At 66.7% G+C, this 26,262-nt stretch carries 29 protein-coding genes and 1 tRNA gene; 17 read left to right on the forward strand and 13 right to left on the reverse strand.

Translation table 11 applies throughout. The features are described from left to right. The first annotated feature begins 14 nt into the window (after positions 1 to 14). From ACZ9AQ_RS02390 to ACZ9AQ_RS02410, 5 genes are all read left to right on the forward strand, one after another. Complete coding sequence (locus tag ACZ9AQ_RS02390) at positions 15 to 1,037, forward strand: zinc-binding alcohol dehydrogenase family protein (protein WP_429201011.1); 1,023 nt, start codon at positions 15 to 17, stop codon at positions 1,035 to 1,037. Positions 1,038 to 1,084: 47 nt separating this feature from the next. Beyond that, a complete protein-coding gene (gene nfsB / locus ACZ9AQ_RS02395; RefSeq protein ID WP_429201009.1) occupies positions 1,085 to 1,738 on the forward strand; it encodes an oxygen-insensitive NAD(P)H nitroreductase in 654 nt (217 codons plus the stop codon). A 242-nt stretch (positions 1,739 to 1,980) separates the two neighbouring features. Continuing rightward, a complete protein-coding gene (locus ACZ9AQ_RS02400) occupies positions 1,981 to 2,337 on the forward strand; it encodes a DUF6152 family protein (protein ID WP_429201007.1) in 357 nt (118 codons plus the stop codon). 65 nt (positions 2,338 to 2,402) lie between these two features. Further along, the gene (locus ACZ9AQ_RS02405) at positions 2,403 to 2,825 is read left to right on the forward strand and encodes a DUF6644 family protein (RefSeq protein WP_429201006.1); all 423 of its coding nucleotides are present in this window, start codon (positions 2,403 to 2,405) and stop codon (positions 2,823 to 2,825) included. 67 nt (positions 2,826 to 2,892) lie between these two features. Beyond that, positions 2,893 to 3,678: a glutaminyl-peptide cyclotransferase gene (locus tag ACZ9AQ_RS02410; protein ID WP_429201004.1), complete on the forward strand. Its 786-nt coding sequence runs from the start codon at positions 2,893 to 2,895 to the stop codon at positions 3,676 to 3,678. A gap of 23 nt (positions 3,679 to 3,701) precedes the next feature. Here the strand turns inward: ACZ9AQ_RS02410 and ACZ9AQ_RS02415 are convergent, their stop codons facing one another. The 3 genes from ACZ9AQ_RS02415 to ACZ9AQ_RS02425 form a co-directional block, all read right to left on the reverse strand. Continuing rightward, positions 3,702 to 4,727, reverse strand: coding sequence for a zinc-dependent alcohol dehydrogenase family protein (locus ACZ9AQ_RS02415; protein WP_429201002.1), 1,026 nt, complete (start codon positions 4,725 to 4,727; stop codon positions 3,702 to 3,704). A gap of 268 nt (positions 4,728 to 4,995) precedes the next feature. After that, complete coding sequence (locus tag ACZ9AQ_RS02420; protein ID WP_429201000.1) at positions 4,996 to 5,460, reverse strand: DUF2269 family protein; 465 nt, start codon at positions 5,458 to 5,460, stop codon at positions 4,996 to 4,998. Beyond that, positions 5,460 to 6,752, reverse strand: coding sequence for an SDR family oxidoreductase (locus ACZ9AQ_RS02425; RefSeq protein WP_429200998.1), 1,293 nt, complete (start codon positions 6,750 to 6,752; stop codon positions 5,460 to 5,462). Before ACZ9AQ_RS02425 ends, ACZ9AQ_RS02420 begins: the two co-directional genes overlap by 1 nt. A gap of 36 nt (positions 6,753 to 6,788) precedes the next feature. On the opposite strand from ACZ9AQ_RS02425, the gene ACZ9AQ_RS02430 reads away from it, so the two are divergent. Beyond that, the gene (locus ACZ9AQ_RS02430) at positions 6,789 to 7,262 is read left to right on the forward strand and encodes a hypothetical protein (RefSeq protein WP_429200996.1); all 474 of its coding nucleotides are present in this window, start codon (positions 6,789 to 6,791) and stop codon (positions 7,260 to 7,262) included. Between the two features lie 44 nt (positions 7,263 to 7,306). Here the strand turns inward: ACZ9AQ_RS02430 and ACZ9AQ_RS02435 are convergent, their stop codons facing one another. Beyond that, positions 7,307 to 8,248 carry a DUF808 domain-containing protein gene (locus ACZ9AQ_RS02435; RefSeq protein WP_429200995.1) on the reverse strand — a complete coding sequence of 314 codons (942 nt, stop codon included), beginning with the start codon at positions 8,246 to 8,248 and terminating at the stop codon, positions 7,307 to 7,309. A gap of 220 nt (positions 8,249 to 8,468) precedes the next feature. Between ACZ9AQ_RS02435 and ACZ9AQ_RS02440 the strand changes: the two genes are divergently transcribed. From ACZ9AQ_RS02440 to ACZ9AQ_RS02480, 9 genes are all read left to right on the forward strand, one after another. After that, positions 8,469 to 8,708, forward strand: a complete 240-nt coding sequence (locus ACZ9AQ_RS02440; RefSeq protein WP_429200993.1) for a BrnA antitoxin family protein — start codon at positions 8,469 to 8,471, stop codon at positions 8,706 to 8,708. An 89-nt stretch (positions 8,709 to 8,797) separates the two neighbouring features. Beyond that, entirely contained in the window at positions 8,798 to 9,085 is a 288-nt protein-coding gene (locus ACZ9AQ_RS02445) for an HU family DNA-binding protein (protein ID WP_429200991.1), read from the forward strand. 122 nt (positions 9,086 to 9,207) lie between these two features. Next, positions 9,208 to 9,846 (forward strand): LysE family transporter, encoded by a 639-nt coding sequence (locus tag ACZ9AQ_RS02450; protein ID WP_429200990.1) that lies wholly within the window; start codon positions 9,208 to 9,210, stop codon positions 9,844 to 9,846. Positions 9,847 to 9,980: 134 nt separating this feature from the next. After that, positions 9,981 to 11,924, forward strand: a complete 1,944-nt coding sequence (locus tag ACZ9AQ_RS02455) for a DUF6600 domain-containing protein (protein WP_429200988.1) — start codon at positions 9,981 to 9,983, stop codon at positions 11,922 to 11,924. A 47-nt stretch (positions 11,925 to 11,971) separates the two neighbouring features. Then, positions 11,972 to 12,238: a DUF493 family protein gene (locus ACZ9AQ_RS02460; protein WP_429200986.1), complete on the forward strand. Its 267-nt coding sequence runs from the start codon at positions 11,972 to 11,974 to the stop codon at positions 12,236 to 12,238. Positions 12,239 to 12,373: 135 nt separating this feature from the next. Then, positions 12,374 to 13,108, forward strand: coding sequence for a lipoyl(octanoyl) transferase LipB (gene lipB, locus ACZ9AQ_RS02465; protein ID WP_429200985.1), 735 nt, complete (start codon positions 12,374 to 12,376; stop codon positions 13,106 to 13,108). Further along, positions 13,105 to 14,097 carry a lipoyl synthase gene (gene lipA, locus ACZ9AQ_RS02470; protein WP_429200983.1) on the forward strand — a complete coding sequence of 331 codons (993 nt, stop codon included), beginning with the start codon at positions 13,105 to 13,107 and terminating at the stop codon, positions 14,095 to 14,097. The genes lipB and lipA overlap by 4 nt, the downstream gene beginning before the upstream one ends. A gap of 121 nt (positions 14,098 to 14,218) precedes the next feature. Then, a complete protein-coding gene (locus ACZ9AQ_RS02475; protein ID WP_429200981.1) occupies positions 14,219 to 16,234 on the forward strand; it encodes a helicase-related protein in 2,016 nt (671 codons plus the stop codon). 56 nt (positions 16,235 to 16,290) lie between these two features. Continuing rightward, on the forward strand, positions 16,291 to 16,752 hold the full coding sequence (locus tag ACZ9AQ_RS02480; RefSeq protein WP_429200979.1) for a PaaI family thioesterase: 462 nt from the start codon (positions 16,291 to 16,293) through the stop codon (positions 16,750 to 16,752). 77 nt (positions 16,753 to 16,829) lie between these two features. On the opposite strand, the gene ACZ9AQ_RS02485 is transcribed toward ACZ9AQ_RS02480, so the two are convergent. The 5 genes from ACZ9AQ_RS02485 to ACZ9AQ_RS02505 all read right to left on the reverse strand — a co-directional run bounded on the left by ACZ9AQ_RS02485 (position 16,830) and on the right by ACZ9AQ_RS02505 (position 20,366). Further along, a complete protein-coding gene (locus ACZ9AQ_RS02485; protein ID WP_429200978.1) occupies positions 16,830 to 17,348 on the reverse strand; it encodes a TlpA disulfide reductase family protein in 519 nt (172 codons plus the stop codon). Between the two features lie 71 nt (positions 17,349 to 17,419). Then, positions 17,420 to 18,064 (reverse strand): BON domain-containing protein, encoded by a 645-nt coding sequence (locus ACZ9AQ_RS02490; protein WP_429200976.1) that lies wholly within the window; start codon positions 18,062 to 18,064, stop codon positions 17,420 to 17,422. Beyond that, positions 18,057 to 18,653 (reverse strand): phosphoheptose isomerase, encoded by a 597-nt coding sequence (locus ACZ9AQ_RS02495; RefSeq protein ID WP_429200974.1) that lies wholly within the window; start codon positions 18,651 to 18,653, stop codon positions 18,057 to 18,059. Before ACZ9AQ_RS02495 ends, ACZ9AQ_RS02490 begins: the two co-directional genes overlap by 8 nt. A 56-nt stretch (positions 18,654 to 18,709) precedes the next feature. After that, entirely contained in the window at positions 18,710 to 19,069 is a 360-nt protein-coding gene (locus ACZ9AQ_RS02500; protein ID WP_429200972.1) for a YraN family protein, read from the reverse strand. Position 19,070: 1 nt separating this feature from the next. Next, positions 19,071 to 20,366, reverse strand: a complete 1,296-nt coding sequence (locus ACZ9AQ_RS02505) for a penicillin-binding protein activator (protein ID WP_429200970.1) — start codon at positions 20,364 to 20,366, stop codon at positions 19,071 to 19,073. Between the two features lie 100 nt (positions 20,367 to 20,466). On the opposite strand from ACZ9AQ_RS02505, the gene rsmI reads away from it, so the two are divergent. Further along, positions 20,467 to 21,372 carry a 16S rRNA (cytidine(1402)-2'-O)-methyltransferase gene (rsmI, locus tag ACZ9AQ_RS02510; RefSeq protein WP_429200968.1) on the forward strand — a complete coding sequence of 302 codons (906 nt, stop codon included), beginning with the start codon at positions 20,467 to 20,469 and terminating at the stop codon, positions 21,370 to 21,372. Positions 21,373 to 21,376: 4 nt separating this feature from the next. On the opposite strand, the gene ACZ9AQ_RS02515 is transcribed toward rsmI, so the two are convergent. Next, on the reverse strand, positions 21,377 to 22,009 hold the full coding sequence (locus ACZ9AQ_RS02515) for a hypothetical protein (protein ID WP_429200966.1): 633 nt from the start codon (positions 22,007 to 22,009) through the stop codon (positions 21,377 to 21,379). 99 nt (positions 22,010 to 22,108) lie between these two features. On the opposite strand from ACZ9AQ_RS02515, the gene ACZ9AQ_RS02520 reads away from it, so the two are divergent. Further along, positions 22,109 to 22,185 (forward strand) — tRNA-Pro (locus tag ACZ9AQ_RS02520). Positions 22,186 to 22,319: 134 nt separating this feature from the next. Here ACZ9AQ_RS02520 and ACZ9AQ_RS02525 read toward each other — a convergent pair. From ACZ9AQ_RS02525 to ACZ9AQ_RS02535, 3 genes are read right to left on the reverse strand one after another with little or no spacing between them, the layout of a single operon-like run. Further along, the gene (locus tag ACZ9AQ_RS02525; protein WP_429200964.1) at positions 22,320 to 23,252 is read right to left on the reverse strand and encodes a hydroxymethylglutaryl-CoA lyase; all 933 of its coding nucleotides are present in this window, start codon (positions 23,250 to 23,252) and stop codon (positions 22,320 to 22,322) included. Position 23,253: 1 nt separating this feature from the next. Then, positions 23,254 to 24,183, reverse strand: a complete 930-nt coding sequence (locus ACZ9AQ_RS02530; RefSeq protein WP_429200962.1) for a 2-hydroxyacid dehydrogenase — start codon at positions 24,181 to 24,183, stop codon at positions 23,254 to 23,256. A gap of 43 nt (positions 24,184 to 24,226) precedes the next feature. After that, on the reverse strand, positions 24,227 to 26,251 hold the full coding sequence (locus ACZ9AQ_RS02535) for an acetyl/propionyl/methylcrotonyl-CoA carboxylase subunit alpha (RefSeq protein ID WP_429200960.1): 2,025 nt from the start codon (positions 26,249 to 26,251) through the stop codon (positions 24,227 to 24,229). Positions 26,252 to 26,262 lie beyond the last annotated feature (11 nt).

The following is a 26,262-nucleotide window of genomic DNA, read 5'->3' on the forward strand; positions in this document are numbered from 1 at the left end:
GCTCGGAGAAGAAAATGAAAGCGACAGTCTATACCCAACCCGGCCTGCCCATCGATGACCCGCAGGCCCTGGTCGATACCGAACTGCCGATGCCGGTGCCCGGCCCGCATGATCTGCTGGTCGAAGTGCGCGCAGTGTCGGTCAATCCGGTCGACACCAAGATCCGCCAGGGCGCCATCGACCTGGGCGGCGCCCTGCCGGATCCACCCGTGCTGGGCTGGGACGCCGCCGGCGTGGTGCGGTCCGTCGGCTCCGCCGTGACCCTGTTCGCACCGGGCGACGAAGTCTTCTATGCCGGCTCGCTTATCCGTCCCGGCTCGAACAGCCAGTTCCAGGTCGTCGACGAACGCATCGTGGGACGCAAGCCGCGCAACCTCGGCTTCGCCGAGGCGGCCGCCCTGCCCCTGACCTCGATCACGGCCTGGGAACTCCTGTTCGACCGCCTGCACGTGCCGGAAGGCGGCGGCGAGGGCAAGTCGGTGCTGATCGTCGGCGCCGGCGGCGGCGTCGGCTCGATCCTGGTCCAGCTCGCGCGCCAGCTCACCCAGCTGACCGTGATCGGCAGCGCCTCGCGCGACGCCACCCGCGAATGGGTCACCAAACTCGGCGCCCACCACACGGTCGACCATACCCGTCCGATGCAGCCGCAGCTGGCCGAGCTGGGCCTGCCCAACGTCGACATCGTGATCAGCCTGACCCATACCGACCGCCACTACCAGGACATCATCGCGGCGCTGGCGCCGCAGGGCCAGCTGGCGGTGATCGACGATCCGGCCACGCTCGACGCGATGCCGCTCAAGAGCAAGTCGCTGTCGCTGCACTGGGAGCTGATGTTCACCCGCTCGATGTACCAAACCCCCGACATGGTGCGCCAGCACGAGCTCCTGAACCGGGTGGCCGCAATGATCGAGGACGGTTCCCTGACCACCACGCTGGGCCAGCACTTCGGCACGATCAACGCCGCCAACCTGCGCCGCGCCCACGCCCTCATCGAGAGCAACCGCGCGATCGGAAAAATCGTCCTCGAAGACTTCTAAGGCGCAGATCGCTTAAGATTGCCAGATTCATCATCAGAAGGAGACTCATGAATATTCTGTCGGCCGCACAAAAACGCCACACCGCCAAAGCCTACGATGCGCAGCGCCGCATCCCTGAAGAAGTGATGCAGCAAGTGTATGACCTGCTGCGCTGCAGCCCGTCGTCGGTCAACTCGCAGCCCTGGCACTTCATCGTCGCCAACACGCCGGAAGGTCGTGCGCGCATCGCCAAGGCGGCGCAGGGCGGCTTTGCCTACAACGCGCCCAAGATCCTTGATGCGTCGCACGTGATCGTGCTGTGCTCGCGCATCGACATGGACGAGGCGCACCTGGAAGCCCTGCTGGACCAGGAGCATCGCGACGGCCGCTTCCGCGACGCCGCCGCGCGCGCCGGCCAGGATGCGGGACGCCGCGGCTATGTGCAGCAGCACCGCTTCGGCGACAAGGACGTGGCGCAGTGGCTCGAGAAGCAGGTCTATCTGGCGCTGGGCACCGCGCTGCTCGGCGCAGCCACGCTCGAGATCAACGCGACCCCGATGGAAGGCTTCGACCGCAAGATCCTGGACGAGGAGTTCGGCCTGAACGCGAAAGGCTTGAGCAGCCTGGTGCTGGTGAGCTTCGGCTATTCGTCGGAAAGCGATTTCAACGCCGGCCTGCCGAAATCGCGCCTGACGCAGGAAGCGACCTTCAGCTTCATCTGATCGCTCGATCGCGCCGCCCGGGGGGGGGCGGCAAGAACGACGGCCTGCAGCACTGCACGCCGTCGGTGACCCTGCAGGAAATCGCCCCGTCCTGGGTGAACACCGATAATGGCAAACTGTTTCATACCGCGCCGACTGCCCCGGTGCGCACTCCCGCAGAGCAGCCGTGCGCCTGTCGTCTGCCCCCGGCGTTATGCTGGGATGCTGCATTCGTCACGGATTTCTTCTTCTGGAGTAAGCCAATGAATCTGCCTTTCAAGCGCACACTCGTGCTGGCCACCCTGCTGTCCGCCGCGGCCAGCGCTTTTGCCCACCACGGGTGGAGCGAATACGATGCCAAGCAACCCCAACAGCTGACCGGCACCATCGAAGAATCCGGTTACCAGCAGCCGCACGGCTTCGTGCGCCTGAAGACGGCCGACAAGACCTGGCTCGTGGTGCTGGCGCCGCCGGGGCGGATGGAAAATCGCGGCCTGGCAAAGAACATGCTGGCCGTCGGCAACAAGGTCACCGTCTACGGCTATCCCAACCGCAGCAAGGACGATGAGTTGCGCGCCGAGCGCATCACCGTCGGCGACAAGGTGACGGAGCTGCGCTGAATTTCGTTCCGGACTTCGTCCAGGATGCGGCCGCCTGGGCCGCCGCGACGCCGCTGGCGCAGGTCTTGCGCGACGATGCCTGGCTGTATCCGATCGTCGAGATCGTCCACATCGTCGGCTTCACCGTGCTGGTGGGGGCGGCGGCGATGTTCGACCTGCGCCTGCTCGGCTTCGGCCGCAGCCTGCCGGTGCAGGCATTGGCGCGCCACCTGCTGCCATGGTCCTGGTTCGGCCTGCTGCTGATCGTGCCGAGCGGGTTGCTGATGTTTTCGACCCAGCCCGAGCTGTTGAGTAACGACGTATTCCTGCTCAAGCTGGCGCTGATCGTGGCGGCCGGCGCGAATGCCCTCGCCTTTCATGCCGGCCCCTGGCGCGGGGCGGCCCGCTGGATGGGTGCAGTGCCGGCCTGGGCCAGGCTGCATGCCGTGCTGTCGCTGCTGCTCTGGATCGCCGTGATCGCCTGCGGACGCCTGCTGGCGTATGTCTGATGGGCTGGCGACGGCGAGCCGGCGGCGATCGTGCTACAGTCTGTTGCCGCTTTTTCAGTCAACCACGATGCCCAAACAGTTCTCCACCTTCGCCGTCGCCTGCGCCATCGCCTGTGTGAGCGCCGGCGCCGCCCAGGCCGCGCTGCCGGTCTATGGTTTTGTCGTCAAGAATACCTACCCCCACGATCCCCAGGCCTTCACGCAAGGCCTGTTCTACCGTGATGGCCACCTGTACGAAAGCACCGGCCAGTATGGCCGCTCGACGATCCGCAAGGTGGAACTCAAGACCGGCAAGGTGGTGCAGAAGGCCGACTTGCCGAAGGAGGTGTTTGGCGAAGGGTCGACAGCAGTGGGCAACAACCTGATCGGCCTGACCTGGACCTCGCAGGTCGGCTATGTGTTCGACCTCAAGACCTTCAAGCTCAAGCAGAGCTTCAAGTACGAGGGCGAGGGCTGGGGCCTGGCCAGCGATGCGAAGCAGCTGTACATGAGCGACGGCAGTTCCTTCATCCGCATTCTCGACCCCAAGACGATGAAGGAGCTGCGCCGGGTGCAGGTCACGGCCGAGGGCCGTCCGGTCGAGCGCCTGAACGAACTGGAAATGGTCGACGGCGAGCTGTATTCGAACATCTGGGGCAGCGAACTCATCGCCCGCATCGATCCCGGCAGCGGCAAGGTGCTCGGGGTGATCGACCTCACCGGCCTGCTGCCGCGGGACCAGCGCGGCACCAGCGAAGTCGACGCCGTCCTCAACGGCATCGCCTGGGACGGCAAGGGCAAGCGCCTGTTCGTCACCGGCAAGCTGTGGCCCAAGGTGTTCGAGATCGAGCTGGTGCCCAAGCTGCGCAAATAAATTGCGCCGCTGAGCCAGGGAAGCTAGCTGCGGTCGGTGACGTCGATCACCACCTTGCCGAAGTGCGCGCCGGACGCCATGTGGCGATACGCCTCCCGGGCCTGGCCGAACGGGAACACACGGTCGATCACCGGCTTGACGCCGCTCACGTCCACGAAGCGCATCACGTCTTCCAGCATGGCGCGGCTGCCGACGTAGATGCCCACCAGGCGCTTGGCGCTGGCCAGCAGCGAGGCCGGATTGACGTCGCCGCCGAAGCCGCTGACGCCGCCGATGATGGCGACGCTCCCGCCCATTGCAGCGCTCGAGACCGATTTGTTGACCGTCCCCTTGCCGCCCACTTCCAGCACCACCTGGGCGCCGGCGCCGTGCGTGAGGTGCAGCACTTCGTCGTGCCACTCGGGAATCGCCTGGTAGTTGATCGTGTGGTGGGCGCCCAGCGCGCCCGCCCGGGCCAGCTTGTCGTCGCTGGACGAGGTGACGATGGTGCGCAGGCCGGCCGCGCGCGCCAGTTGCAGGCCGAGGATCGAGACGCCGCCGGTGCCCAGCAGGAGCACGGTATCGCCCGGCTTGACGTGATTGCTGGAGACGAAGATCGCGTTCCAGGCGGTGACGGCGGCGCACGGCATGGTGGACGCCTCGATGAAGGACAGGCCGGCCGGGATGAGGGCCAACGCGTCCTCGTGCAGGATGACTTCTTCGGCCAGCATGCCGTCGATGTCGCCGCCCAGGCCGTGACGTACCTTCTCCGGCGTCGGCCCGCCTTCCAGCCAGTGCGGGAAGAACGAAGCGGCCACGCGGTCGCCGACCTGCACCCGCGTCACGCCGGGACCGACCGCCAGCACTTCGCCGGCGCCGTCCGAGCACGGGATGATGGGATCCTCGACCGAGACCAGGTAGTTGCCGCCGGCGACCATCAGGTCGCGGTAGTTGAGCGAGACCGCATGCACGCGGATGCGCACTTCGCCCAGGCCGAGGTCGCGCTCCGGGTAGTCGATGCACTGGAGGCCGTCGATGTTCGCCCCGTGAATGATTTGATAAGCTCGCATGCCTAATCCCCTTGTGGTTGATCGGTAAACGGGCATTGTACGCGCGCGCCTGGGGGCGGGACGCTCGCCAGTTTCGTGTCCGGGTACCGGCTTTGATGATAAATTAGGAATCTTGGTTGCAATTTATAGAGGGAAGAATGGATGATCAAGCAACTTGGAAAGTGCTTAAAGCAGTCCTCGTGGTAGCCGGCCTGATCGCCTTTGGCATGGGTGTCCGGGCCGGGTGGGCCATGGCGCAAACATATTTTGAAACGAAGGATGCATCCCGCTACACCGGCTTGGCCACCATCAGCCAGAAAATCACGATGAACGCCGCGAACGCCGGCACGCCCAGGGCCACCCAGATCCTGAAATAACGCCAGTACAACGCCGGCAATGGCGTATCGCGCCGCGCCGCCTCTGCCGCCATGTCGCGCATGCGGATCTGCAGCCACACCACCGGCAGCCAGCAGGCGACGGCGACCACGTACAGGATGATCGACCACATGATCCACTTGCTGTGCAGCGGATAGCCGGCCAGGTGGATCAGGTAGAAACCGGTGGCCGGCTGCAGGATGACGGTGGTGGCGGTGAACAGCCAGTCGGCGACGACGACGTATTTCGTCACCACCGCGATCGCGCGCACGTCGCGGCTGACGGTCGCGAACAGCATGTACCAGGCCGACCCGATGCCGGTGCCAAACAGCAGCGTCGACGAGACGATGTGCAGCCACTTCAGCACCACGTAATCCATTATTTTTCCTCGAGCTGGTACAGCAGCCAGATCGCGGCCAGCATCGGCAGGTTCTTGGTCAGCGGGCCGTAGGGATGCAGCAGGAATTCAGGCAGCTTGAACGCGATCACGATCGTATAAATACCGATCAGGGCCAGTTGCGCCAGCCATAGCCAGCGCCGCCGCGCCAGGAACAGGATGCCCAGTCCCAGCAGCAGGTCGAAGGTGGCGGCGCCATACAGCATCAGCGGTTGCAGATCGGGGGGAATGCCGGTGCGCGCCAGCAGCGCGTAGCTGGCCTCGACCGGATACAGGCCGAAGGAGACGATCGCGGTCAGGATCCATACCGCGGCGATGCTGTAGCGGAGCATCGGCAGCAGCCAGCCGAGCTTGGCGCGCGCGCGTTCGCCGTCCGGGTCGCCGATGAAGTCGTCCGGTGAGCGCGGCAGATGCCCGAGCAGCACCGCCGTCTGCACGACGTCGGCCGTGTTGTCGCGGTCCAGCATGCTCAGCGCGTCGCGGCTGATGAGCGAACCGGGCAGGACGGCGGCCGCCAGCCGCGCCACCGGCCCCGGCAGGGTCAACACGCGCTGGCGCCCCATGCCCATGCGCGCGCGCAGCAGGCCGAGATAGTCGGTGAACGGCATCGCCTGCGGCCCCACCAGCGGCACCCGTATCGAGGTGCCGGCTCCCGGCATCATCGGCAGGCGGTGCTTGAGCAGGCCGACGATGGCCGACACCAGGTCGTCGACGTGGATCGGCTGCACCAGCTGGGGCTTTGCGCCGAAGCGCACGGCGAACGGCATGCTGGCCAGGGTGCGGAAGGTGCGGGCGCTGGCGCCGTCGCGGCCGTACACCAGCGAGGGCTGGACGATGTAGGAGCGCAGCGGCAGCGAGGCCAGGTAGTCGTCGGCATCGCGCTTGGACCGGTGGTAAGGCGTTGCCGCATCGCGGTCGGCGCCCAGCGCCGACAGCTGGATCACCATCTGCACGTCATGCGATTCGGCGCAGGCCGCGAACAGCGCGCGCGGCGCGTCGCGGTGCAGGCGGGCGAAATCCTGGCGCCCGCTTTCGCGGAAGATCCCCACCGTGTTGATCACTGCGTCGACGTGCGACAGGCGCGCCAGCCAGGTGGCTTTATCGGTATCTTTGGAAAAATCAGCGTGGATAGTGCTCAGGCGCGGGTCATGGCTTGTCGGAAGCACCGCTTCAGGCGAGCGTACCGCACACACGACGTGGTGGCCTTCGGTGAGCAACGCCTGCAGCAGATGTTGCCCGATGAAACCGCTCGCCCCCGTCAGCAAAATCCGCATCCGTTGTTCCCTTCACATCGAGTAAAAGAGGATTGTATGGAAAATACGGCATTACAGCGCGCACTTATCTCTGGGGCAACTTCGAGCATCCTGTCGACGGTGGCGATGTCCCTGGTCGGCAAGATCCAGACCGGCAGCGCTTATGCACCAACCAATGCCGTCAGCCACTATGTTCACGGCCGTAAAGCGGGCTACCGCGACCGCTTCTCGCTGCGTTACACGGTTCCCGGGTATCTGATCCACCATGCCAGCGCGACCTTCTGGTCGTTCGTGTTCGAGCGCGCTTTGGGAGGAGTCATGGACGCCAAGAATCCGATGGCCATCGCCGCCGCCTCGGCGGCAACGTCGGCATTCGCCGCCTTCACCGACTACAAGCTGACGCCGCGGCCGCTGCAGCCGGGGTATGAAAAGCGCCTGTCGCGCAATGCGCTGGGCGTGGTGTATGTGGGGTTTGCGATCGGACTGGCCATCGGGGCCGTCCTGACGCGGAAGGATCAGCCGCCGCGCTGAAGTGGAGCGATGGTGCGGGTAGGGTACCCGCACCAGGAAGAACGTCAGTGCGCGGCCGCTTTCTTGCCGCGCATGCGCTGTACCAGGGTCACGACCGCCAGCACCACGGCGCCGACCAGCACGCCGACCAGGGCATCGACCACGATCGGCGCCAGGAAAGCCAGCACCGGGCCGACCGCCGGGGTATCGGCGAGCGAGGCGGCGACGCCTTGCGAGAAATGGTGCACGGCTTCGATCGCGTGCGCGATGATGCCGCCGCCGACCATGAACATGGCGGCCGTGCCGACTACCGACAGCACTTTCATCAGGCGCGGCGCAGTCGCCAGCAAGCCCCTGCCCAGGCCGCGCGCGGCGCCGTTCTGGCTCTTGCTCAGGTGCAGGCCGGCGTCATCCATCTTGACGATGGCCGCCACCAGGCCGTAGACGCCGATCGTCATCGCCACCGCGATGGTGACCAGCACCGCCGCCTGCTGGCCGAGCGCCACGCCGGCCACGGTGCCCAGCGAAATCACGATGATCTCGGCCGACAGGATGAAGTCGGTGCGCACCGCGCCCTTGATCTTGTCCTTTTCGAGCTGGACGATGTCGATCGCAGGGTTGGCCACGGCCTTCTCGAGCTGCGCCTTGTGCTGGGCGTCGTCCTGCGCACTGTGCAGATATTTGTGCGCGATCTTTTCGAAGCCCTCGTAGCACAGGAAGGCGCCGCCGATCATCAGGAGCGGCGTGATCAGCCAGGGCAGGAAGACCGAGATCGCCAGCGCGGCCGGCACCAGGATCGCCTTGTTGATCATCGATCCCTTGGCCACCGCCCACACTACCGGCAATTCGCGGTCGGCCCTCACGCCGGTGACCTGCTGCGCATTGAGCGCCAGGTCGTCGCCCAGCACACCCGCGGTCTTCTTGGCCGCGATCTTGCTCATCGCGGCCACATCGTCGAGGATGGTGGCGATGTCGTCCAGGAGTGCAAGTAAACCGACTCCAGCCATAGCTCTGCTCCTTCATGTCAAGTTAATACAATATTAACAGAGCCAGCCAAATGCTGGCTACACGGTTCGCAGAGCCGTTCGGCGCGGCTTTTTGCGTTTCATGCCTGGAAATCTGCATCTCGTCGCTTTTGCCGGGTAACCAGCTGTCTGCATACGTATAGTGCGACACTGAAGGTTGCGGTACTGCAGCCTCGTCCCCCCAAACGAAGGAGATCATCCAATGAACACCGATTCGATCCAGCCTGCCGCTGCCGCTGCCGCTGCTGCTGCCACTTCCGCTCCGGCCCGCCGCGCCCGCGCGCCGAAGCGCAAGACCCGCATCACGATCTATCTCGACGACGAGGTGCTGAAGGAATTCCGCAACCTGTCCGAGCGTTGCGGCACCGGCTACCAGACCCTGATCAACGCCGCGCTGCGCAACCGTTTGGGTGGTCCGGTCATCGAATCTGGCGTCGCATAAGGCTTCCTTTCAAATTTCCCCCGGGGAGCGGCATTACACATAGCAATATTTATGCTAATCTTCCCGCTCTTTTAACCCCGGAGGGATTTATGAAAAAAGGCGAACTGATCGCAGAATTCGCGAAGCGCACCGAGATGTCGGGCGCTGCCGCAGGCGACGCCGTGAACACCATCATCGCGATCATCACCGAGCGCCTGAAAAAGGGCGACACGGTGGGCATCACCGGCTTTGGCACCTTCTCGGTGACCAAGCGCGCCGCACGCAAGGGCCGCAACCCTGCCACCGGCGAAGTGATCAAGATCGCGGCATCGAAGAGCCCGCGTTTCTCGGCTGGCGCGACCCTGAAGGCAGCGGTCAACCCGACCAAGAAGAAGTAATCCGTACCCGGCCTCGCGTCGCGGCCCGTGCGCGGGTCGCGCGCGCTGGCTGAATGTGCCGTTCCTTGCCTTTCCGGCAGCCGTATTCCCCCTCCTGCAGCACCATTCATTTTTTCACCGCCATGAGCTTCGCCACCTGGATCGCCTTCGTCATCGCCGGTTCGCTGATCGCCATTTCGCCCGGTTCCGGCGCGGTCCTGTCGATGTCGCATGGCCTGGCCTACGGCCTCAGGAAAGCCAGCGCGACCGTCCTCGGCCTGCAGCTGGGCCTGATCCTGGTGCTGGTCATCGCCGGCGCTGGCGTCGGTTCGCTGCTGCTGGCGTCCACGGTCGCCTTCACGGCGGTCAAGGTGATCGGCGCGCTGTACCTGATCTACCTCGGCGTCAGCCAGTGGCGCGCCGCCCCGGCGCCCGGCCCGACGGCGTCGACCGCCGGCCTGGAAGCGCATCCGTCCTTCGGCAAGCGCGTGCTGACCGGTTTTTTCACCAATACCACGAACCCCAAGGGCATCATCTTCATGGTCGCCGTGCTGCCGCAATTCATCGCCAAGGATGCGCCGCTGTTCACCCAACTGGCGATCCTGGGCGTGACCATGGTGGCGATCGATTCGATCGTGATGCACGGCTACGCCGCCCTGGCCGCCTCGATGCAGCGCTTCATGCGCGATCCGCGCCACATGCGCCTGCAGAACCGCGTGTTCGGCGCGGTACTGGTGCTGATCGGTTCGATGCTATTCTTCGTCAAGCGCCAGCCTGCCTGAGGCTTTGTCCTGTCGGCGACTATTTCCGCTATGCCGGCAGATGCAACTTTGTGTAACCCGCGTTGTCCACGCGGGAGTGCGAGCGTTGTAATGAGGCTGAGCCACCCCGTCCGCGTTCCATCCTGGAGCATCTCATGACCCATCGCCTCGCCTATTCCGCCGCCCTGCTGACCGTGGCAACGCTGGCCGCGTTCTCCACAGGCGCGACCGCGCAGACCGTGCTGCAGACCGATCCGCCTGGCCAGGCCGAGGTGGCAGGAAGCGGTGTCATGGAGACCGAGCCGCCGGGCCGGGTCGGCCGCGTTTCCCTGGTCCAGGGCCAGGTCGAGATCGGCGGCGACGTTGGCGCCGAGAGCAGCGCCGCCGTGGTCAACTGGCCGGTCACCACGCGCAACCTGGTCACGACCTCGCCCGGCGCGCGCACCGAGATCCGGATCGGCTCCACCTCGATCCGGCTGGACGGCGACAGCTCGCTCGAGTTCACCGAACTGGACGACGACAGCCTGCGTCTGCGCCTGCACTTCGGCAGCGCCAGCATCCGCGTCATGAACAGCGAGGTGGCGCCCGAGTTCGAACTGCGCACGCCCCAGGCGACCGTGCGCCTGACCGAGCCGGGCCGCCTGCGCGTGGATGCCGACCGCGTGCCCGACACCAGCCTGGTGAGCGTGCTCGACGGCGAGGCCCAGGTCGACGGCGCCGGCGCCAGCCTCACCGTGCGCGCCGGCCGCAGCGCCGAGGTGCGCGACGAAGACGTGAGTACGCGCCAGGCGCGGCGCGACGAATTCGACGACTGGGCCCTCACGCGCGACCAGACGCTGGTGGCCGAGCAATCCTCGCGCCACATCGGCACCGAGATGACCGGTTACGAAGAACTCGACCGCTACGGCAGCTGGAGCACCCACGCCGACTACGGCAGCCTGTGGACGCCGACCGTGGTGGCGTCCGGCTGGACGCCCTACCGCGACGGCCAGTGGAGCTACATCGCGCCGTGGGGCTGGACCTGGGTCGACAACGCGCCATGGGGCTATGCGCCCTTCCATTACGGCCGCTGGGTGCAGGTGCGCGACCGCTGGGCCTGGGCCCCGGGCCGCCTCGAGCGGCGGCCGGTGTGGTCGCCGGCGCTGGTCGGCTGGGTCGGCGGCGGCAACTGGAGCGTCGGCTTCGCCTCGCACGACCTGCACGCGCATGGCTGGTATCCGCTCAGCCCCTACGACCGCTACGTGCCCGGCTACCGCCTGTCCGGCGAGCGCCTGCGGCGCCTGAACGACTGGCGTCACGCCAGCCGCCGCGCGGACCGGCACCGGCCCGGGCACCACGGCCTGACCGTGGTGCCGCGCGAACACTTCGGCGGCCGTGGTCCGGTGGTGGTGCCGCGCGCGCCGCGCCCCGACCGCCCGAACTTCGCGCTGCCGCGCGGACAGGGCAGCGCCCCGCCGCCGCCGCTGGTGGCGCGCGCCGGCTGGAACCGCGCGACCGATGAGCGGCGCGACCTGCTCGAGCGGCGCGAGGCGCGAGCGCGCCTGGAGACCGGCCAGGTGACGCGCGACGGCTTCGTGCAGGATCGCCGTTTCGCGCCGGATCCGATGGCGCGCCAGCGCGAGAGCAACGAGCGCCTGTCGCGCGAACGCCTGCAGCACCAGGAGCGCGTCATGCGCCAGCAGGAACAGCGCGACCGCATGCAGCGCGACCTGGACAACCGCATGCAGGCCGACCGCATGGGCTTCGGGCGCCACGCCGAGCGCGAACGCGAGCAGCGCGAGCGCATGCGCGAGCGGGCCGAACGCGGCCAGCAACTGCAGCAGCAGCAGCGCCCGCCCGCCATGGCGACCAATCCGGCGCCGGCGTTTTCTCGTCCCGACTTGCGTCCCGACATGCGTCCCGAGTCTCGTCCCGAGCCACGCCCGATGCCGCGGCCCGACATGCGTCCGCCGCCGCAGATGGTGGTCTCCCCGCCGCCGCAGATGGTGGCACCGCCCGCGCCGCGCCCGCAACCTTCCACGCCCGCCTTCACGCCGCGCGGCGGCGGCGAGCAGCGCGCCCATACCAATGCGCGCGGCGAGCAGATACAGGAACGCTGAGGAAAACGCCGGCATTGGCTACAATGCGCATTTACACAGGATTAGTCATGGACCCGAAAGAATCCCTCATCGAATACCCGAGCGAATTCCCGATCAAGGTGATGGGCGCGACCCATATCGATTTCGCTCCCACCATCGTCGCGCTGGTGACCCAGCTGGATCCGACTTTCCATGAAGGCAAGCTGGAAACCCGTCCGTCGGCCAAGGGCAACTACACCGGCCTGACCGTCACCATCACCGCCACCAGCCGCGAGATGCTGGACGAGGTGTACCGCACCCTGTCGACCCACCCGATGGTCAAGATGGTCCTGTAACGGCACATTGCCATATCGATAACCGGCGGGCCGGGCTGCCTGTTTGGCAGGCACATCCGATCGCGCTGGCTTATAATGACGGGGCTGTCCCATCCTATGGCCCGATTTTCGCGCGCTGATTCGCGTCCCGATTCCATGTCTTCGATCCACCCCGCCGCGCCGCTCGTCCGTGAACTCGGCCGGGCCGACTACGAACCCACCTTCGCCGCCATGCGCGCCTTCACCGACGCGCGCACGCCCGAGACCCGGGACGAACTGTGGATCGTCGAGCACCCGCCCGTGTTCACGCTGGGCCTGGGCGCCGACCCGGGCCACGTGCTGGCGCCGCACGGCGTGCCGGTGGTCCAGACCGACCGCGGCGGCGAGGTTACCTACCACGGCCCGGGCCAGGTCGTGATCTACCTGTTGATGGACTTGCGCCGCAACAAGCCGGGCGGCAAGCTGTATGCGCGCCAGTTTGTGGAAAAAATCGAACAGGCGGTGATCGATGTATTAGGGGCGTATAATCTGGCCGGTGAGCGCATCGCCGGCGCGCCCGGCATCTATATCGCCGCAGGCCCGCGCAAGGGCGCCAAGATCGCCGCGCTCGGCCTCAAGGTGCGCGGCAACGGCTGCACCTATCATGGCGTATCGCTGAACGTGGGCATGGACCTGGCCCCGTTCTCCTGGATCAACCCGTGCGGCTATTCGGGACTGGCCACGGTCGACATGCGCACCATGGGCGTCGAGGCGCCGCTGGCCGATGTCCAGCAGGCGCTGGCCCGGGCCCTGGTCGTGCATCTCGGACAGCAGACCAGTACGCAGGTCGACCCCGGCCAGTCCGAACCGAACAAACCAACTGACGCCCTTCTGGGGCAACGAGCCAAATGACTTCCGAAATCGACACCGGCATCGCCTCCGCATCCGCCTACAACGCCAGCGAAAAGCAGAAAGGCGCCAGCAAGACGTCGCGCATCCCGATCAAGATCGTGCCGATCGCGGACGTCGAGCGCCTGAAAAAGCCGGACTGGATCCGCGTCAAGGCGGCCACCGCTTCGTCGCGCTTCTACGAGATCAAGGACATCCTGCGCGCCAACAATCTGGTGACGGTGTGCGAGGAAGCCAGCTGCCCGAACATCGGCGAATGCTTCGGCAAGGGCACGGCGACCTTCATGATCATGGGCGACAAGTGCACCCGCCGCTGCCCGTTCTGCGACGTCGGCCACGGCCGTCCGGATCCGCTGGACGTGAACGAGCCGGGCAACCTGGCCAAGACCATCGCCGACCTGCGCCTGTCCTACGTCGTGATCACCTCGGTCGACCGCGACGACCTGCGCGACGGCGGCGCCGGCCACTTCGTCGAGTGCATCCAGAAGACCCGCGCGCTGTCGCCCAACACCAAGATCGAGGTGCTGGTGCCGGACTTCCGCGGCCGTCTCGAAAAAGCATTGAACATCTTCGCCGACGGCTTGCCGGACGTGATGAACCACAACCTGGAAACCGTGCCGCGCCTGTACAAGGAAGCGCGTCCGGGCGCCGACTACACCCACTCGCTGGTGCTGCTGCGCGACTTCAAGAAGATGTACCCGGGCGCGGTCACCAAGTCGGGCCTGATGGTCGGCCTGGGCGAGACCGACGAAGAGATCCTGGAAGTGATGCGCGACATGCGCGAGCACGACATCGACATGCTCACCATCGGCCAGTACCTGGCGCCGACCAACTCGCACCTGCCGGTGCGCCGCTACGTGCATCCTGATGTCTTCAAGATGTTCGAAGAAAAGGCCTACGAGATGGGCTTCGTGCACGCCGCCGTGGGCGCGATGGTGCGTTCGTCGTACCACGCCGACCAGCAGGCGCACGAGGCGGGCGTCGCAGCGTAATTCGATTCCGCGTTCGATCGAAGGGACGGCTTGGCCGTCCCTTTTTGCTTCCAGGCATCGGCGCGAGGCCCGCGCCGCCAGCGCGATATAGTGACGACAACCAGACATCCAGCACCGATCCATGAGCGACCACCGAGATTTGCCTACTTCCGACAACCTCGAGCACGACGACGCCTTCCTCGAGCGTGAACTCGGCCTGGCCGCGCGCGGCGTCGAACTGGTCAAGATGGAAGGCCGCGTGTTCCTGCGCTTTTCCGGCGAGGTGCAGTACGACGGCCTGCGCGTGCCCTACCGCCTGGTGCCGGCGCGCGGCGTGCTGGCCAAGCCGAGCAAGTGGCGCAAGATGGACTTGCTCGCGCGGCGCGTGCTGATCGAGGAACGCACCCACGAGGAAGATCTGCGGCGCCTGCACCTCGAAACCGAGGAATTCGTGCGCGACATCGCCGAAGACGCCGACGAATTCGGCTGGGATCCGATGACCTTCCTCGACGTGCTCGACGAGCTCGAGACCTCCGAGCCGGCCGAGTACGTGTTCCAGCGCATCTCGCAGCGCCTGACCCACGCGGCCGAGCGCGAAGAGGAAGAGCGCCATGCGGCGCGCACCAAGGAAAGCATCAACCTGGCCGAGTATCCGCAGTCGTTCGAGGTGGCCAGCCGCATGCAGCGCAAGTTCATCGCCCTGCTCGGGCCCACCAACTCGGGCAAGACCCACCGCGCGATGGAAGCGCTGGCAAAGGCCGCCAGCGGCGTCTATCTCGCGCCGCTGCGCCTCCTGGCGCTGGAGAACTACGAGCGCCTGCAGGCCGCGCGTCCGCACGGCGCGCATGGCGACGCGCTCAAGGTCAGCCTGATCACGGGCGAGGAACGGCGCCTCGAGGAAGGCGCGACCCATGTCGCCAGCACGGTCGAGATGCTCGACACCAGGACGCCGGTGGAAGTGGCCGTGATCGACGAGATCCAGATGCTGGCCGACCGCGACCGCGGCGCCGCCTGGACCGCCGCCGTGGTGGGGGCGCCGGCGAACGTCGTGTACCTGGTCGGCGCGCCGGAAGCGCGGCGCGCGATCGAGGCGCTGGCCGAGCGCCTGGAAGTGCCGCTCGAAGTCCATGTGCTCAAGCGCATGGGGCCGCTGTCGATGGAGCCGTCCAGCGTGCGCAAGCTGTCGAACCTGCGCCGCGGCGACGCCGTGATCTGCTTCTCGCGGCGCGAGGTCCTGATGTGGCGCGACATGATCACCGAGAAGGGCCTGTCGGTGGCGACGGTCTACGGCAACCTGTCGCCCGAGGTGCGCCGGGCCCAGGCCGAGCGCTTCCGCGAAGGGCAGGCCGACATCGTGGTCGGCACCGACGCGCTGGCGATGGGCCTGAACATGCCGATCGCGCGCATCGTGATGACCACCACGGTCAAGTACAACGGCTACGAGGAAGAAGAGATCCCCGCGGCGCTCGCCAAACAGATCGCGGGCCGGGCAGGGCGCTACGGCGTGCACGAGGAAGGCTTCGTCGCCGGCTACGACGACGACACCCACCAGGTGATGCGCGCGCTGATGAAGGAAAAGATCCCGCCGGTGGCCGCCACCGGTTTCGCGGTCGCGCCGTCGCTCGAGCAGCTGCACCGCATCGCGGCGGTGACCGGCGAGACCTCGCTGGTCAAGCTCCTGAAACGCTTCGTGCACAACATCGACGTGCCGGACGGCTTCTTCTACCCGCGCATCCAGGATGAACAGAACGAGCGCGCCGAATGGCTCGACACGCTGCCGCTGTCGGTGGCGGAAAAATTCATGCTGTCGCTGGTGCCGATCTCGAGCCGCGTGCCGGTGCTGCAAAGCGCCTGGGAACACTGGGCGCTGTCGCTGGCCAAGAAAAAGGTGGTCAAGCTGCAGCCGAACCCGAATCCGCAGCACCTGTTCACTATGAACCTGCAAGAGATCGAGGATACCTGCCGCCTGTATTCGGCCTATGCCTGGCTGGGCTACCGCGAGCCGGAATACTTCCCGAGCATCGAGCTGGCCTTGGCGCTGGCGCGCGAGGCGGCGGAGCGGGTCGATGCGGTGCTGCAGCAGCAGAATTCGGCGGCGCGCAAAAGACAGGGCGGGAAGCCGGGTGGGGGGAAGCGCCAGGAAGGGCGTAGGCGGTGATGGCTGAGCTCAGAACTCGGAATAGACGCGATACCCGAAACAACCACGCACTCCCGGTGTACGATGCCGTTTTTTACAATAACATCGAGACACCATTGAATACCAAGCACACCCCGCAAGCCTTCAACGAATTCGGCGCCACCTTCCTCCCCGGCCACCTGGGCATCCGCATCCTTGACGTCAGCCCCGGCAAGCTGTCCGCCGAGATGAAGGTCGAGCCGCATCTGCTGGCGCCCAATGGCTACCTGCACGCCGGCAGCGTGGTCACCCTGGCCGACACCTGCGCCGGCTACGGCTGCATCAGCAACCTGCCGGAAGGCGCGCAGAACTTCACCACCATCGAACTGAAATCGAACCACCTGGGCACCGCGCGCGAAGGCCTGCTGTCCTGCACCGCCACCGCCGTGCACCTGGGCCGCACCACGCAGGTGTGGGACGCCACCGTCATCGATGCGGCCAGCGGCAAGACCATCGCCCTGTTCCGCTGCACCCAGATGATCCTCTACCCGAAGGCGTAGGGTTGGCGGCTTGGCCGCCGACGCGGTGAGCGTTGGCAGCCGCGTCATCCGGCACGAAAGCGGAGCCGATATTCAGCCTACCCCGCCAGTTCCTTCTCGATCAGCTTGTGGACCGCCGCGAAATCGGGCTCGCCCACGTAGGTCTTGAGGATGCGGCCCTCCTTGTCGATCAGGAAGGTGGTCGGGGTCAGGGTGACGTCGCCGAACTGGCGCGCGATATCGCCGGCCGAATCCAGCACCACCTTGAACGGCAGCTTGCGCTGCTCGGTGAAGTTCAGCACGTAGTCGGGGCGGTCGTACTGCATCGCGACCGCGACGAATTCCAGGCCCTGGTCCTTGTACTTGTTGTACGTCGCGACCATGTCCGGCATCTCCTTGACGCAGGTGACGCAGGAAGTGGCCCAGAAGTTGACCATCACGACCTTGCCGCGCAAGGATTGGGTGCTGATCTTTTCGCCGGCGATGCTGATGAAGGTGACGTCAGGCGCCTGCGTAGTGCTGCTGAACGAGGCGTAGCCGATGCCGGCCAGGGCGAGCACCACGGCGCCGATGGCGGCGGGCTTGAACCAGGAACGGGAAGAGGTGGGAGCGGTCATGGTCGTCGATATAAAAAAACGGCAGGACCATTATAGTCCTGCCGCTTGCCCAGGGCCGGTAAAGCCCGTGGTCAGTTCAGCGAAACCTGCGCCGGGCTGTTCTGCCGTACGCGCGGATCCTCTTCATTGATGTATTCAAAGATCTTCACCACGCGGGTCACGCCCGAGACGCCCTTGGCGACATCGGCGGCGATATTGCCTTCGCGTGGCGTGACGAGGCCCATCAGGTAGACCACGCCGCGTTCGGTGGTGACCTTGAACGAGATTGCCGACACGGTCTTCATGTCGACCAGGCTGGTCTTGACCTTGGTGGTGATCAGGGCGTCGTTCGAACGCGAGGTATAGCTCGACGAACCGGAAACCGCCAGCTCGTTGATGACCGAGACCACGTTGGCGATCGCGCGCACTTCGCGTTCGGCCGCCTGCTTCATCGCTTCGTCGCGCACTTCGCCGGTGAGCAGCACGCGGCGGTTGAAGCTGGTGACGTTGACGTTGCCGGCGCCGCCCGTGATTTTGCGCATTTCCAGCTCGGCCTTGACCGTGATCGACTTGTCCTCGGTCTGGGCGCCCAGCGTGCGGCGGTCGACCGTGGACATGGCGCCGGCCACGCCGGCGCCGACGATGAGGCCGAAGCAGCCCGACAGCGAAGCGGCCAGGGTGGTGCCCAGGATAATCTTGGTCAGCAGCGCGGCCATGGGCCGGCGGGTGTTACGCATTCTCGTCTCCTCCGAACAGCGCGACGTCGATGCCGTCGCAGATGCAGTGAATGGCGCACAGGTGAACTTCCTGGATGCGCGCGGTGCGTGCATGCGGGACGTTGATGTGCACGTCGGCGTCGGTCAGCAGCTTGGCCAGTTGGCCGCCGTCCTTGCCGGTAAAGGCCACGATGCGCATTTCGCGCTCCAGGGCCGCCTCGACCGCGGCCAGCACGTTGGACGAGTTGCCCGAGGTCGAAATCGCCAGCAGGATGTCGCCCGCCTGGCCGAATGCCTGCACCTGCTTCGAGAAGATCTCCCGGAAGCTGTAGTCGTTGCCGACCGCGGTCAGGATCGAGGTGTCGGTGGTCAGGGCGATCGCCGGCAGCGGAAAGCGCTCGCGCTCGAAACGGCCGACCAGCTCGGCCGCGAAGTGCTGGCAGTCGGCGGCCGAACCGCCGTTGCCGCAGGCCAGGATCTTGTTGCCGTTGGAAAGGGCGCTGAACATGAGTTCTACTGCCGCCGAAATGGAAGGAGCCAGGGTGGCGGCCGACTTCATCTTCAGGTCGGCGCTCTCCTGGAAGTGAGCGAGGATGCGTTGAGTATTCATAGCCGAGGATTATAGTGCAGCGGCAACCCCACCTGAGCAAGCGTAGTAAAAATTGCTTACACTTCAATGATGTTCCGCAACCATTCAATCTGCCCGCTATCGATGGCGACCAGGTCGAAACGGCAGGGAGGAGTGACGGGATAACGCAATAGGTAGACTTGCGCCGCACAGACCAGGCGGCGCATCTTGGCAGGGGTGATGCTGGCGGCGGCGCCGCCGTGCTCGCGGTCGGCGCGCTGGCGCACCTCGACGAACACCAGGGTTGCGCCATCGCGCATGATCAGGTCGATCTCGCCGCCCTTGCAGCGAAAATTTTCCTCGACCGGGGACAGTGCATGGCGCTTCAGGTAATCGCGGGCGGTGCGTTCCCATTCCCGGCCCTGGGCCTGGCGTCGGGACAGGCGCAGGGGCCACATCTCATTGGCCGGTCAGGCCGGTCGCGACCGGTTCGAACACGCGGCGCGGTGGCGGGACACTGTTGCCGCCGGCATCGTCGGTGAGGATGTTGTCAAGCGGGGCGTTGTCGCGCACCACGACGCCGGTCTCGACGCGGCGGAAGGCGCGCTGGTTCGGTCCACCGGGTTGCCCCATGTTCACCGACAGGCGGCCGGTGGCGCCGTCGAGCTCGAACGAACCGGTGGGGCGCTGCGCCAGCTCGCGCGCGATGCGGTAGGCGTCGATGCCGAGCGCGTACAGGCGCTGCGGGTCGAGACCCTGGCTGGCGCCGTTCCAGCGCGGATAGCCGGCGACCGCCGGATGGTCGGGCTGCACCGTCCAGGGCAGGTCGAGGAAGCGCACGCCGACCAGTTCGGACGGTACGCTGGACAAGTCGAGGCCGGGATTGACGGAGGCGGCGCCATAGGTCGGCAGCGAGGTGCCGATCGCGCTGCGTACCTGGCGCAGGCCGTTGGCGTCGAGCGCGGCGTAGACCAGCTGCGGCGGTTCGGCGGACAAGCGGGCGCGCAGCTCGGCCAGCGCATTGCCGTCGACGTAGCCGCCTTCGGCCGGCAGCTCGACCGTGGCGTGCATGCGGCCCAGTTCGGCCCAGCGCTGGCTGAAGGCGCCCGACAGGCGTTGCTGCCAGGCGGCGCGGCCGGTGAGCACCAGGGCCTGGCCGGCCGGCTGCTCGGCGGCGGCCCACTCGGCCACCTGGCGCGCTTCGTCTTCGAGCGACAGGCCGATCACCAGCATCTGGCGCGGCAGCGGGGCATTGATTTGCGGGTGGTTCAGGGCGATGGTCGGCTTGTTGACCGCGCCGCTGGTGGCCAGGGCCGCCACGGCGGAACGCGCCAGCGGACCGACCACGATATCGTTCTGCCCGGCTGCGCCGCGATAGGCGTCGAGCGCGGCCGGCGACGAGTCGCCGGTGGGCACCAGGTTGACGGTGACGCCTTCGGGTTGCCGTTCGTGGGCGGCCATGAAGCCGGCGCGCACCGCTTCGGCCGGCTGGGCCAGCGCCGCCGAATCGAGCGGCAGCAACAGCGCCACGCGCACGGCCGGGCCGCTGTAGGGCGCCGAGAATGGCACCGACGACGGCGCTGCCGCGCGCGGGCTGCCGTCGGCGCTCGGCGGCAGTTCGACCGGATTGGTCTGTACGCCACTTTCAGGACGCGGCGGCGGCGTGTAAGCTGGCGCCGGCGGCGGCGCATTCGTCACCGGCGTCGCGGGACCGCACGCGCCGCCCGGCATGCCGCAACCGGTATCGGGAGGCAATGGCGTACTGCCGCAGCCAGCGAGCAATGTGGCAACTGAGGTAAGTACGGCGGCCGCGAGCAAGCCCGGTAGATTTTTTTTCTTCAGCATCGGAACCCTTATGACAGATCAGCAGACCATCGACATCGCCCGACTTCCCGTCATGGGCGAGGCGGCCCAGCAGTCCTATCCTACCGCAACGCTGTATGTCGTGGCTACTCCGATCGGCAACGTCACCGACATCACCCTGCGTGCGCTGCACCTGCTGGCATTGGCCGACGTGGTCGCCTGCGAGGATACGCGCAAGACCGGCGCGCTGCTGCAGCGCTTCGGCCTGTCCCAGCCGACCATCGCCGCACACCAGCACAACGAGCGCGAAGTGGCCGACAAGATCGTCGAGCGCCTGCGCGCCGGCCAGCGCGTGGCGCTGGTGTCCGACGCCGGCACGCCGGGCGTGTCCGACCCTGGCGCGCGCATCGTCGATGCGGTGCGTAGTGCCGGCCTGAACGTGGTGCCGCTGCCCGGCCCCTCGGCCGCGATCGCGGCGCTGTCGGCCAGCGGCCTGGTCAACGACCGCTTCCACTTCGTCGGCTTCCTGCCGGCCAAGGCCAAGGGCCGCGAGGCGGCGCTGGCCGCGCTGGCGCGCGAGACCTCGACCCTGGTGTTCTATGAGGCGCCGCACCGCATCAATGATTGCGTCGAGGCGCTGGCGGCGGCGTTCGAGCCGACCCGGCAGGTGGTGTTTGCCCGCGAGCTGAGCAAGATGTTCGAGGAAGTGCACCGCTGTGAACTGAAGGATGCGCTGGCCTGGATCGCGGCCGACCAGCACCGCGAGCGCGGCGAATTCGTGGTGCTGGTGGCCGGCGCCGTCGACGCCACCGACGCCGAGGACGTCGAAGCCGAGCGCGTGCTGCAGATCCTGTTGAGCGAGTGCAGCGTGAAGCAGGCGGCCAACCTGGCGGCGCAGATCACGGGCCGCAAGAAGAATGCGCTGTACGAGCGCGCGCTGCAGATCAAGGGCGGATGACGGGTCACCACTTGCACCCCGAATCCTTTTTCTCCATCAATAAATAAATCGGCGCCAGCAGCCCGCCCGGAAGGCCGTCCTTGCAATCGGGCCGCTTGGCTGCGCGGATGCCGCGCGCCAGCTTGGATTCGGTCTGCAGCGCCGGCTCGGGAAATTGCGCCAGCGCCGTGCCTTCCTTCGACGGATCGCGCAGGTGGGCATTCGCGCGCGCCACCGCGCGCGCGGCGTTCATGTCGAACTTCGGCGCCGGTTCCGCGGCTTCTTCCTGTTGCACGACGAATGGATCGGGTGCGGCGCTTGCGCTGTCCGGGACCGCGATCACGGCTTGCGGCGGCGCCGGTCGGGTGGTGCGCGGTGCGGTGGCGTTCGGGGCCGGCGCAGGGGGACGAACGATGTCCGGCTCCGGCGGTGGCGGTGGCGCTGGCGGTGGCGGTGGCGGTGGCGGGGCCGGCGGGGCGATCCAGACCGAGAGCACCGTCGGCTCGGCCGGCCCGGACTCCATCGTCCGGAAGGTCGTATGCCGGTACGCCAGCAGGAACAATGCATGCACCGCGATCGATACCACTATGCCGACGACGACGCGGCGATTGCCGTGACGCAGGCTGGCAGGATCGCCGTAGCTCAGAGCCATATGCATGACATACCTACCTCAACTTAACTTTAGAAAACTACCAACTCACTATTTTGCAACGAAAACTTGACCGGGTCACGCGAAACCGCTATGATCTCGCTTCTTCGGAGTGTAGCGCAGCCCGGTAGCGCACCTGGTTTGGGACCAGGGGGTCCAAGGTTCGAATCCTTGTACTCCGACCAGTATCAAGAAAAAAGCCGACAACGCGAGTTGTCGGCTTTTTTCGTTGTGGCGTTGGCTGGCGCTGGCGATCCGCGCGTGGACGGCAAAGCCGTCCACCCTGCGTGGTGACGATGGTCGCGCCGAGCGCGAAAAATTATCCGGCGCGCCTGGCCGCGATCGCGTTGCCGGCGCGGCTGATGCTCTTGCGGCCCAGTTGCTGCGAGATGAACAGGCCGGCGTCGACCACCTGGTCGAGATCGATGCCGGTCTCGATGCCCAGCCCCTGCATCAGGTACAGCACGTCCTCGGTCGCCACGTTGCCGGTCGCGCCCTTGGCATACGGGCAGCCGCCCAGGCCGGCCACCGAGGAGTGGAAGATCGCCACCCCGACCTCCATCGCCGCATAGATGTTGGCCAGCGCCTGGCCGTAGGTGTCGTGGAAGTGTCCTGCCAGCTGGGCGATCGGGAATTCCTGCGCCGCGCGCAGCATCACGGCCTGCGTCTTGCGCGCGGTCGAGACGCCGATGGTGTCGGCGATGTCGATTTCGATGCAGCCCAGGTCGCGCATGCGCGCCACCACGTCGCCGACGGCGTCGAGCGGCACCTCGCCCTGGTAGGGGCAGCCGAAGGCCGTGCTGATCGATCCGCGCAGGCGCAGGCCGTATTGCTGCGCCGCGCGCGCCACCGGTTCGAAGCGGGCGATCGACTGGGCGATCGAGCAGTTGATGTTCTTTTGCGAGAAGGCCTCGGAGGCCGCGCTGAACACGACCACCTCGTCGGCGCCGCCGGCAAGGGCGGCCTCGAAGCCCTGCATGTTCGGCACCAGCGCCGAATAGACGGTCCCGGGACGGCGCTCGATGCGCGCCAGCACCTCGGCGCTGGTCGCCATCTGCGGCACCCATTTCGGCGAGACGAAGGCGGCCGCTTCCACGTTGACGAAGCCGGCGCGCGCCAGGCGCTCGACCAGTTCCACTTTCACGTCGGCGCTCAGCGCTTCCTTCTCGTTCTGCAGGCCGTCGCGCGGGCCGACTTCGACGATCTTGACCTTGGCGGGTAAGGTGGGCAAGGCGGCGGGTTGTTGGTTCATGTCAGTATCCACGTTGGCGGTCGACCAGGTCGTCGACCGGTTGGCCGTCTTCCAGGGCGCCGATCTTGGCGGCGATCTGGCGCACGGCATCCGTGCGCATGGTGAGCGCCGAGATGTGCGGGGTGAGGGCGATGCGCGGCTCGTTCCAGAACGGATGCGGGGCCGGCAGCGGCTCGTGGCGGAACACGTCGAGCGTGGCGCCGGCGATGTGGCCCGAGCGGATCAGCGTCATCAGGTCCGGCTCGGCCAGGATGGCGCCGCGCGAGACGTTGATCAGGTAGGCGCCGGGCGCCAGCTTGCCCAGCCGGTGGCGGTCGAGCAGGTTGGTCGTCTCCGCGGTGAGCGGCAGCAGGCAGACCAGCACCCGCGTGCCATGCAGGAAGTCGTCAAGCCCCTCCATGCCGGCATAGGTCGGCACGCCGGGGATGTCCTTCGGGCTGCGGCTCCAGCCGCGCACCGGGAAGCCGAAATGGCGCATCGCCGCGACCACTGGCATGCCGAGCTTGCCCAGTCCCATGACGCCGATCGTGAACGACTCTTTCGGATGCTGGGGCAGCGCATTCCAGGCGCCGTGCCGGGCCTGCTGTTCGTATTCGTCGAAGCGGCGGAAATAGCGCAGCACGGCGTGCGCCACGTACTCGGCCATCTGCACGCCCATGCCGGCGTCGCCCAGGCGCACCAGCGGCACGCGCGGCAGCGCGTCGCCGAACTTGAGCACGGCGTCGACGCCGGCGCCCATCAGGAAGATCGCCTTGACCTCGCCGAGCTGCGCCAGCAGGCCGGGCGCCGGGTTCCACAATACCGCGTAATCGCAAGGAGGCAGTAGCTGGCCCTCCTTCCAGGTGACCGTCTCGACGCCTGGCATCACGGCCGAGAACTCGCGTTCCCATGGCTCGATGACGCCATCGCCCCGGTACAGGACAATGCGCATGTCTCCCCCTCGTTTTTTGTCAGGGTGGTTCTTGTATGTTCGCTTACGCCGCCTTGAAGGCCAGCAGCGGCGCGCCATCCGCCACCTGGTCGCCGACCTGGTACAGCACTTCTTCCACCAGGCCGTCGCTCGGCGCGGAAATCGTGTGTTCCATCTTCATCGCTTCCATGATCACCAGCGGCTCGCCCTTCGCCACGGTCTCGCCGGACTGGGCCAGTACCGCGACCACCTTGCCCGGCATCGGCGCCGTCAGGCGGCCTCCGGCAGATTCAGTCTCGCCAGCATGTGCCATCGGGTCATTGTACGTCAGCGTGTGATGGTGGCCACCGCTAAACACATGGAATGTGTCGCCATCGCGGCGCACGGCGCCATGCACGGCGGTTTCGCCCAGCCGCAGCGCCAGCTCGGCATCGTTCTGCGACACTAATTCGATGCGCTGATGTTGCTTATCAAGGTCAATCTCCCATCCACTATTGCGATAGGTCAGACCGACACGGTAATCGCCGTGCTCATCGTTAAAGGAAAGCACGCGGCGGTAGTCGCCGTTCATGCGCCAGCCACGGGCCTGGCTCCATGGATCGGCGTCGTTGGCGGCGCCGTGCGCGGTCTCGCCATTGACGAGCGCAAGCGCGGCCAGGGCCAGGGCGCCCAGCGGCGCCGGCGCCGGCGGCGGGAATAAGGTGGATTGATTGCGTTCGATCAAACCCGTATCCAGGTCGGCGCGCGAGAAGGCTTCGCCGTCGACCAGGCGTTTCAGGAAGGCGATATTGGTGGCCAGGCCGACGATGCGGAACTCGCCCAGCGCCTGCGACATGCGCGCCAGCGCCTGCGTGCGGTCCGCGCCCCAGACGATCAGCTTGGCGATCATCGGATCGTAGAATGGCGAAATCGCATCGCCCTCGCGCACGCCGGAGTCGACGCGCACGGCGGCCGGCGTCGTCGCCCCGGCCACGCCATCCGCGCCGAGCTCGAACGCCACCGCGCGCGGCACGTCCATGTGGCGCAGGGTGCCGATCGACGGCAGGAAGCCCTTGTCGGGGTTTTCGGCATACACGCGCGCCTCGATCGCGTGGCCGTGGATGCCGAGTTCATGCTGTTTCTTCGGCAGCGGCTCGCCAAAGGCGACGCGCAACTGCCATTCGACCAGATCGGTCCCGGTGATCATCTCGGTCACCGGATGCTCGACCTGCAGGCGGGTGTTCATCTCCATGAAGTAGAACGAACCGTCCTGGTTGGCGATGAATTCCACCGTGCCGGCGCCGACGTAGCCGACCGCGCGCGCGGCATTGACCGCCGCTTCGCCCATGGCCGCGCGGCGGTCCGCCGGCATGTTCGGCGCGGGCGCTTCTTCCAGCACCTTCTGGTGGCGGCGCTGCACCGAGCAGTCGCGCTCGTGCAGGTAGACGCACGCGCCCAGGCGGTCGGCGAAGACCTGGATCTCGATGTGGCGCGGGCGGATCAGGTACTTCTCGACCAGCACCTTGGCGTCGCCGAACGAACTGATCGCTTCGCGCTGGCACGAGGCCAGCGCGGCCTCGAAATCCTCCGAACGCTCGACCACGCGCATGCCCTTGCCGCCGCCGCCGGCGCTGGCCTTGAGCAGCACCGGGTAACCGATGCGGTCGGCCTGCTGGCGGAGAAAACCAGGGTCCTGCTCGTCGCCGTGGTAGCCCGGCACCAGCGGCACGTTGGCGCCCTCCATCAGCTGCTTGGCGGCCGACTTCGAACCCATCGCGCGCATCGAGGACGCCGGCGGGCCGATGAACACCAGTCCGGCGGCCTGCACCGCATCCGCGAACTCCGCATTCTCTGACAGGAAGCCGTAGCCCGGATGGATCGCCTGGGCGCCGGTGGCCCTGGCCACCTCGATGATCTTGCTGCCACGAAGATAGCTGTCCCTGGCGGCCGCAGGGCCAATCAGGACCGCCTCATCGCACACCGCGACGTGCTTGGCGCCGGCGTCGGCTTCCGAATACACGGCGACGGTACGAATACCCATGCGGCGCGCGGTGGCGGCGACACGGCAGGCGATTTCGCCCCGGTTGGCGATGAGGATCTTGGTGAACATGCGCTTTATCT

It is taken from the genome of Massilia sp. UYP34 (assembly GCF_056279385.1).

What these genes read in the sequence shown, in the direction of transcription:
- ACZ9AQ_RS02390 (WP_429201011.1), top strand. Translation starts at nt 15, where the DNA reads ATGAAAGCGACAGTCTATACCCAACCCGGCCTGCCCATCGATGACCCG.
- nfsB (WP_429201009.1), top strand. Translation starts at nt 1,085, where the DNA reads ATGAATATTCTGTCGGCCGCACAAAAACGCCACACCGCCAAAGCCTAC.
- ACZ9AQ_RS02400 (WP_429201007.1), top strand. Translation starts at nt 1,981, where the DNA reads ATGAATCTGCCTTTCAAGCGCACACTCGTGCTGGCCACCCTGCTGTCC.
- ACZ9AQ_RS02410 (WP_429201004.1), top strand. Translation starts at nt 2,893, where the DNA reads ATGCCCAAACAGTTCTCCACCTTCGCCGTCGCCTGCGCCATCGCCTGT.
- ACZ9AQ_RS02415 (WP_429201002.1), bottom strand. Translation starts at nt 4,727, where the DNA reads ATGCGAGCTTATCAAATCATTCACGGGGCGAACATCGACGGCCTCCAG.
- ACZ9AQ_RS02420 (WP_429201000.1), bottom strand. Translation starts at nt 5,460, where the DNA reads ATGGATTACGTGGTGCTGAAGTGGCTGCACATCGTCTCGTCGACGCTG.
- ACZ9AQ_RS02425 (WP_429200998.1), bottom strand. Translation starts at nt 6,752, where the DNA reads ATGCGGATTTTGCTGACGGGGGCGAGCGGTTTCATCGGGCAACATCTG.
- ACZ9AQ_RS02430 (WP_429200996.1), top strand. Translation starts at nt 6,789, where the DNA reads ATGGAAAATACGGCATTACAGCGCGCACTTATCTCTGGGGCAACTTCG.
- ACZ9AQ_RS02435 (WP_429200995.1), bottom strand. Translation starts at nt 8,248, where the DNA reads ATGGCTGGAGTCGGTTTACTTGCACTCCTGGACGACATCGCCACCATC.
- ACZ9AQ_RS02440 (WP_429200993.1), top strand. Translation starts at nt 8,469, where the DNA reads ATGAACACCGATTCGATCCAGCCTGCCGCTGCCGCTGCCGCTGCTGCT.
- ACZ9AQ_RS02445 (WP_429200991.1), top strand. Translation starts at nt 8,798, where the DNA reads ATGAAAAAAGGCGAACTGATCGCAGAATTCGCGAAGCGCACCGAGATG.
- ACZ9AQ_RS02450 (WP_429200990.1), top strand. Translation starts at nt 9,208, where the DNA reads ATGAGCTTCGCCACCTGGATCGCCTTCGTCATCGCCGGTTCGCTGATC.
- ACZ9AQ_RS02455 (WP_429200988.1), top strand. Translation starts at nt 9,981, where the DNA reads ATGACCCATCGCCTCGCCTATTCCGCCGCCCTGCTGACCGTGGCAACG.
- ACZ9AQ_RS02460 (WP_429200986.1), top strand. Translation starts at nt 11,972, where the DNA reads ATGGACCCGAAAGAATCCCTCATCGAATACCCGAGCGAATTCCCGATC.
- lipB (WP_429200985.1), top strand. Translation starts at nt 12,374, where the DNA reads ATGTCTTCGATCCACCCCGCCGCGCCGCTCGTCCGTGAACTCGGCCGG.
- lipA (WP_429200983.1), top strand. Translation starts at nt 13,105, where the DNA reads ATGACTTCCGAAATCGACACCGGCATCGCCTCCGCATCCGCCTACAAC.
- ACZ9AQ_RS02475 (WP_429200981.1), top strand. Translation starts at nt 14,219, where the DNA reads ATGAGCGACCACCGAGATTTGCCTACTTCCGACAACCTCGAGCACGAC.
- ACZ9AQ_RS02485 (WP_429200978.1), bottom strand. Translation starts at nt 17,348, where the DNA reads ATGACCGCTCCCACCTCTTCCCGTTCCTGGTTCAAGCCCGCCGCCATC.
- ACZ9AQ_RS02490 (WP_429200976.1), bottom strand. Translation starts at nt 18,064, where the DNA reads ATGCGTAACACCCGCCGGCCCATGGCCGCGCTGCTGACCAAGATTATC.
- ACZ9AQ_RS02495 (WP_429200974.1), bottom strand. Translation starts at nt 18,653, where the DNA reads ATGAATACTCAACGCATCCTCGCTCACTTCCAGGAGAGCGCCGACCTG.
- ACZ9AQ_RS02500 (WP_429200972.1), bottom strand. Translation starts at nt 19,069, where the DNA reads ATGTGGCCCCTGCGCCTGTCCCGACGCCAGGCCCAGGGCCGGGAATGG.
- rsmI (WP_429200968.1), top strand. Translation starts at nt 20,467, where the DNA reads ATGACAGATCAGCAGACCATCGACATCGCCCGACTTCCCGTCATGGGC.
- ACZ9AQ_RS02515 (WP_429200966.1), bottom strand. Translation starts at nt 22,009, where the DNA reads ATGCATATGGCTCTGAGCTACGGCGATCCTGCCAGCCTGCGTCACGGC.
- ACZ9AQ_RS02525 (WP_429200964.1), bottom strand. Translation starts at nt 23,252, where the DNA reads ATGAACCAACAACCCGCCGCCTTGCCCACCTTACCCGCCAAGGTCAAG.
- ACZ9AQ_RS02530 (WP_429200962.1), bottom strand. Translation starts at nt 24,183, where the DNA reads ATGCGCATTGTCCTGTACCGGGGCGATGGCGTCATCGAGCCATGGGAA.
- ACZ9AQ_RS02535 (WP_429200960.1), bottom strand. Translation starts at nt 26,251, where the DNA reads ATGTTCACCAAGATCCTCATCGCCAACCGGGGCGAAATCGCCTGCCGT.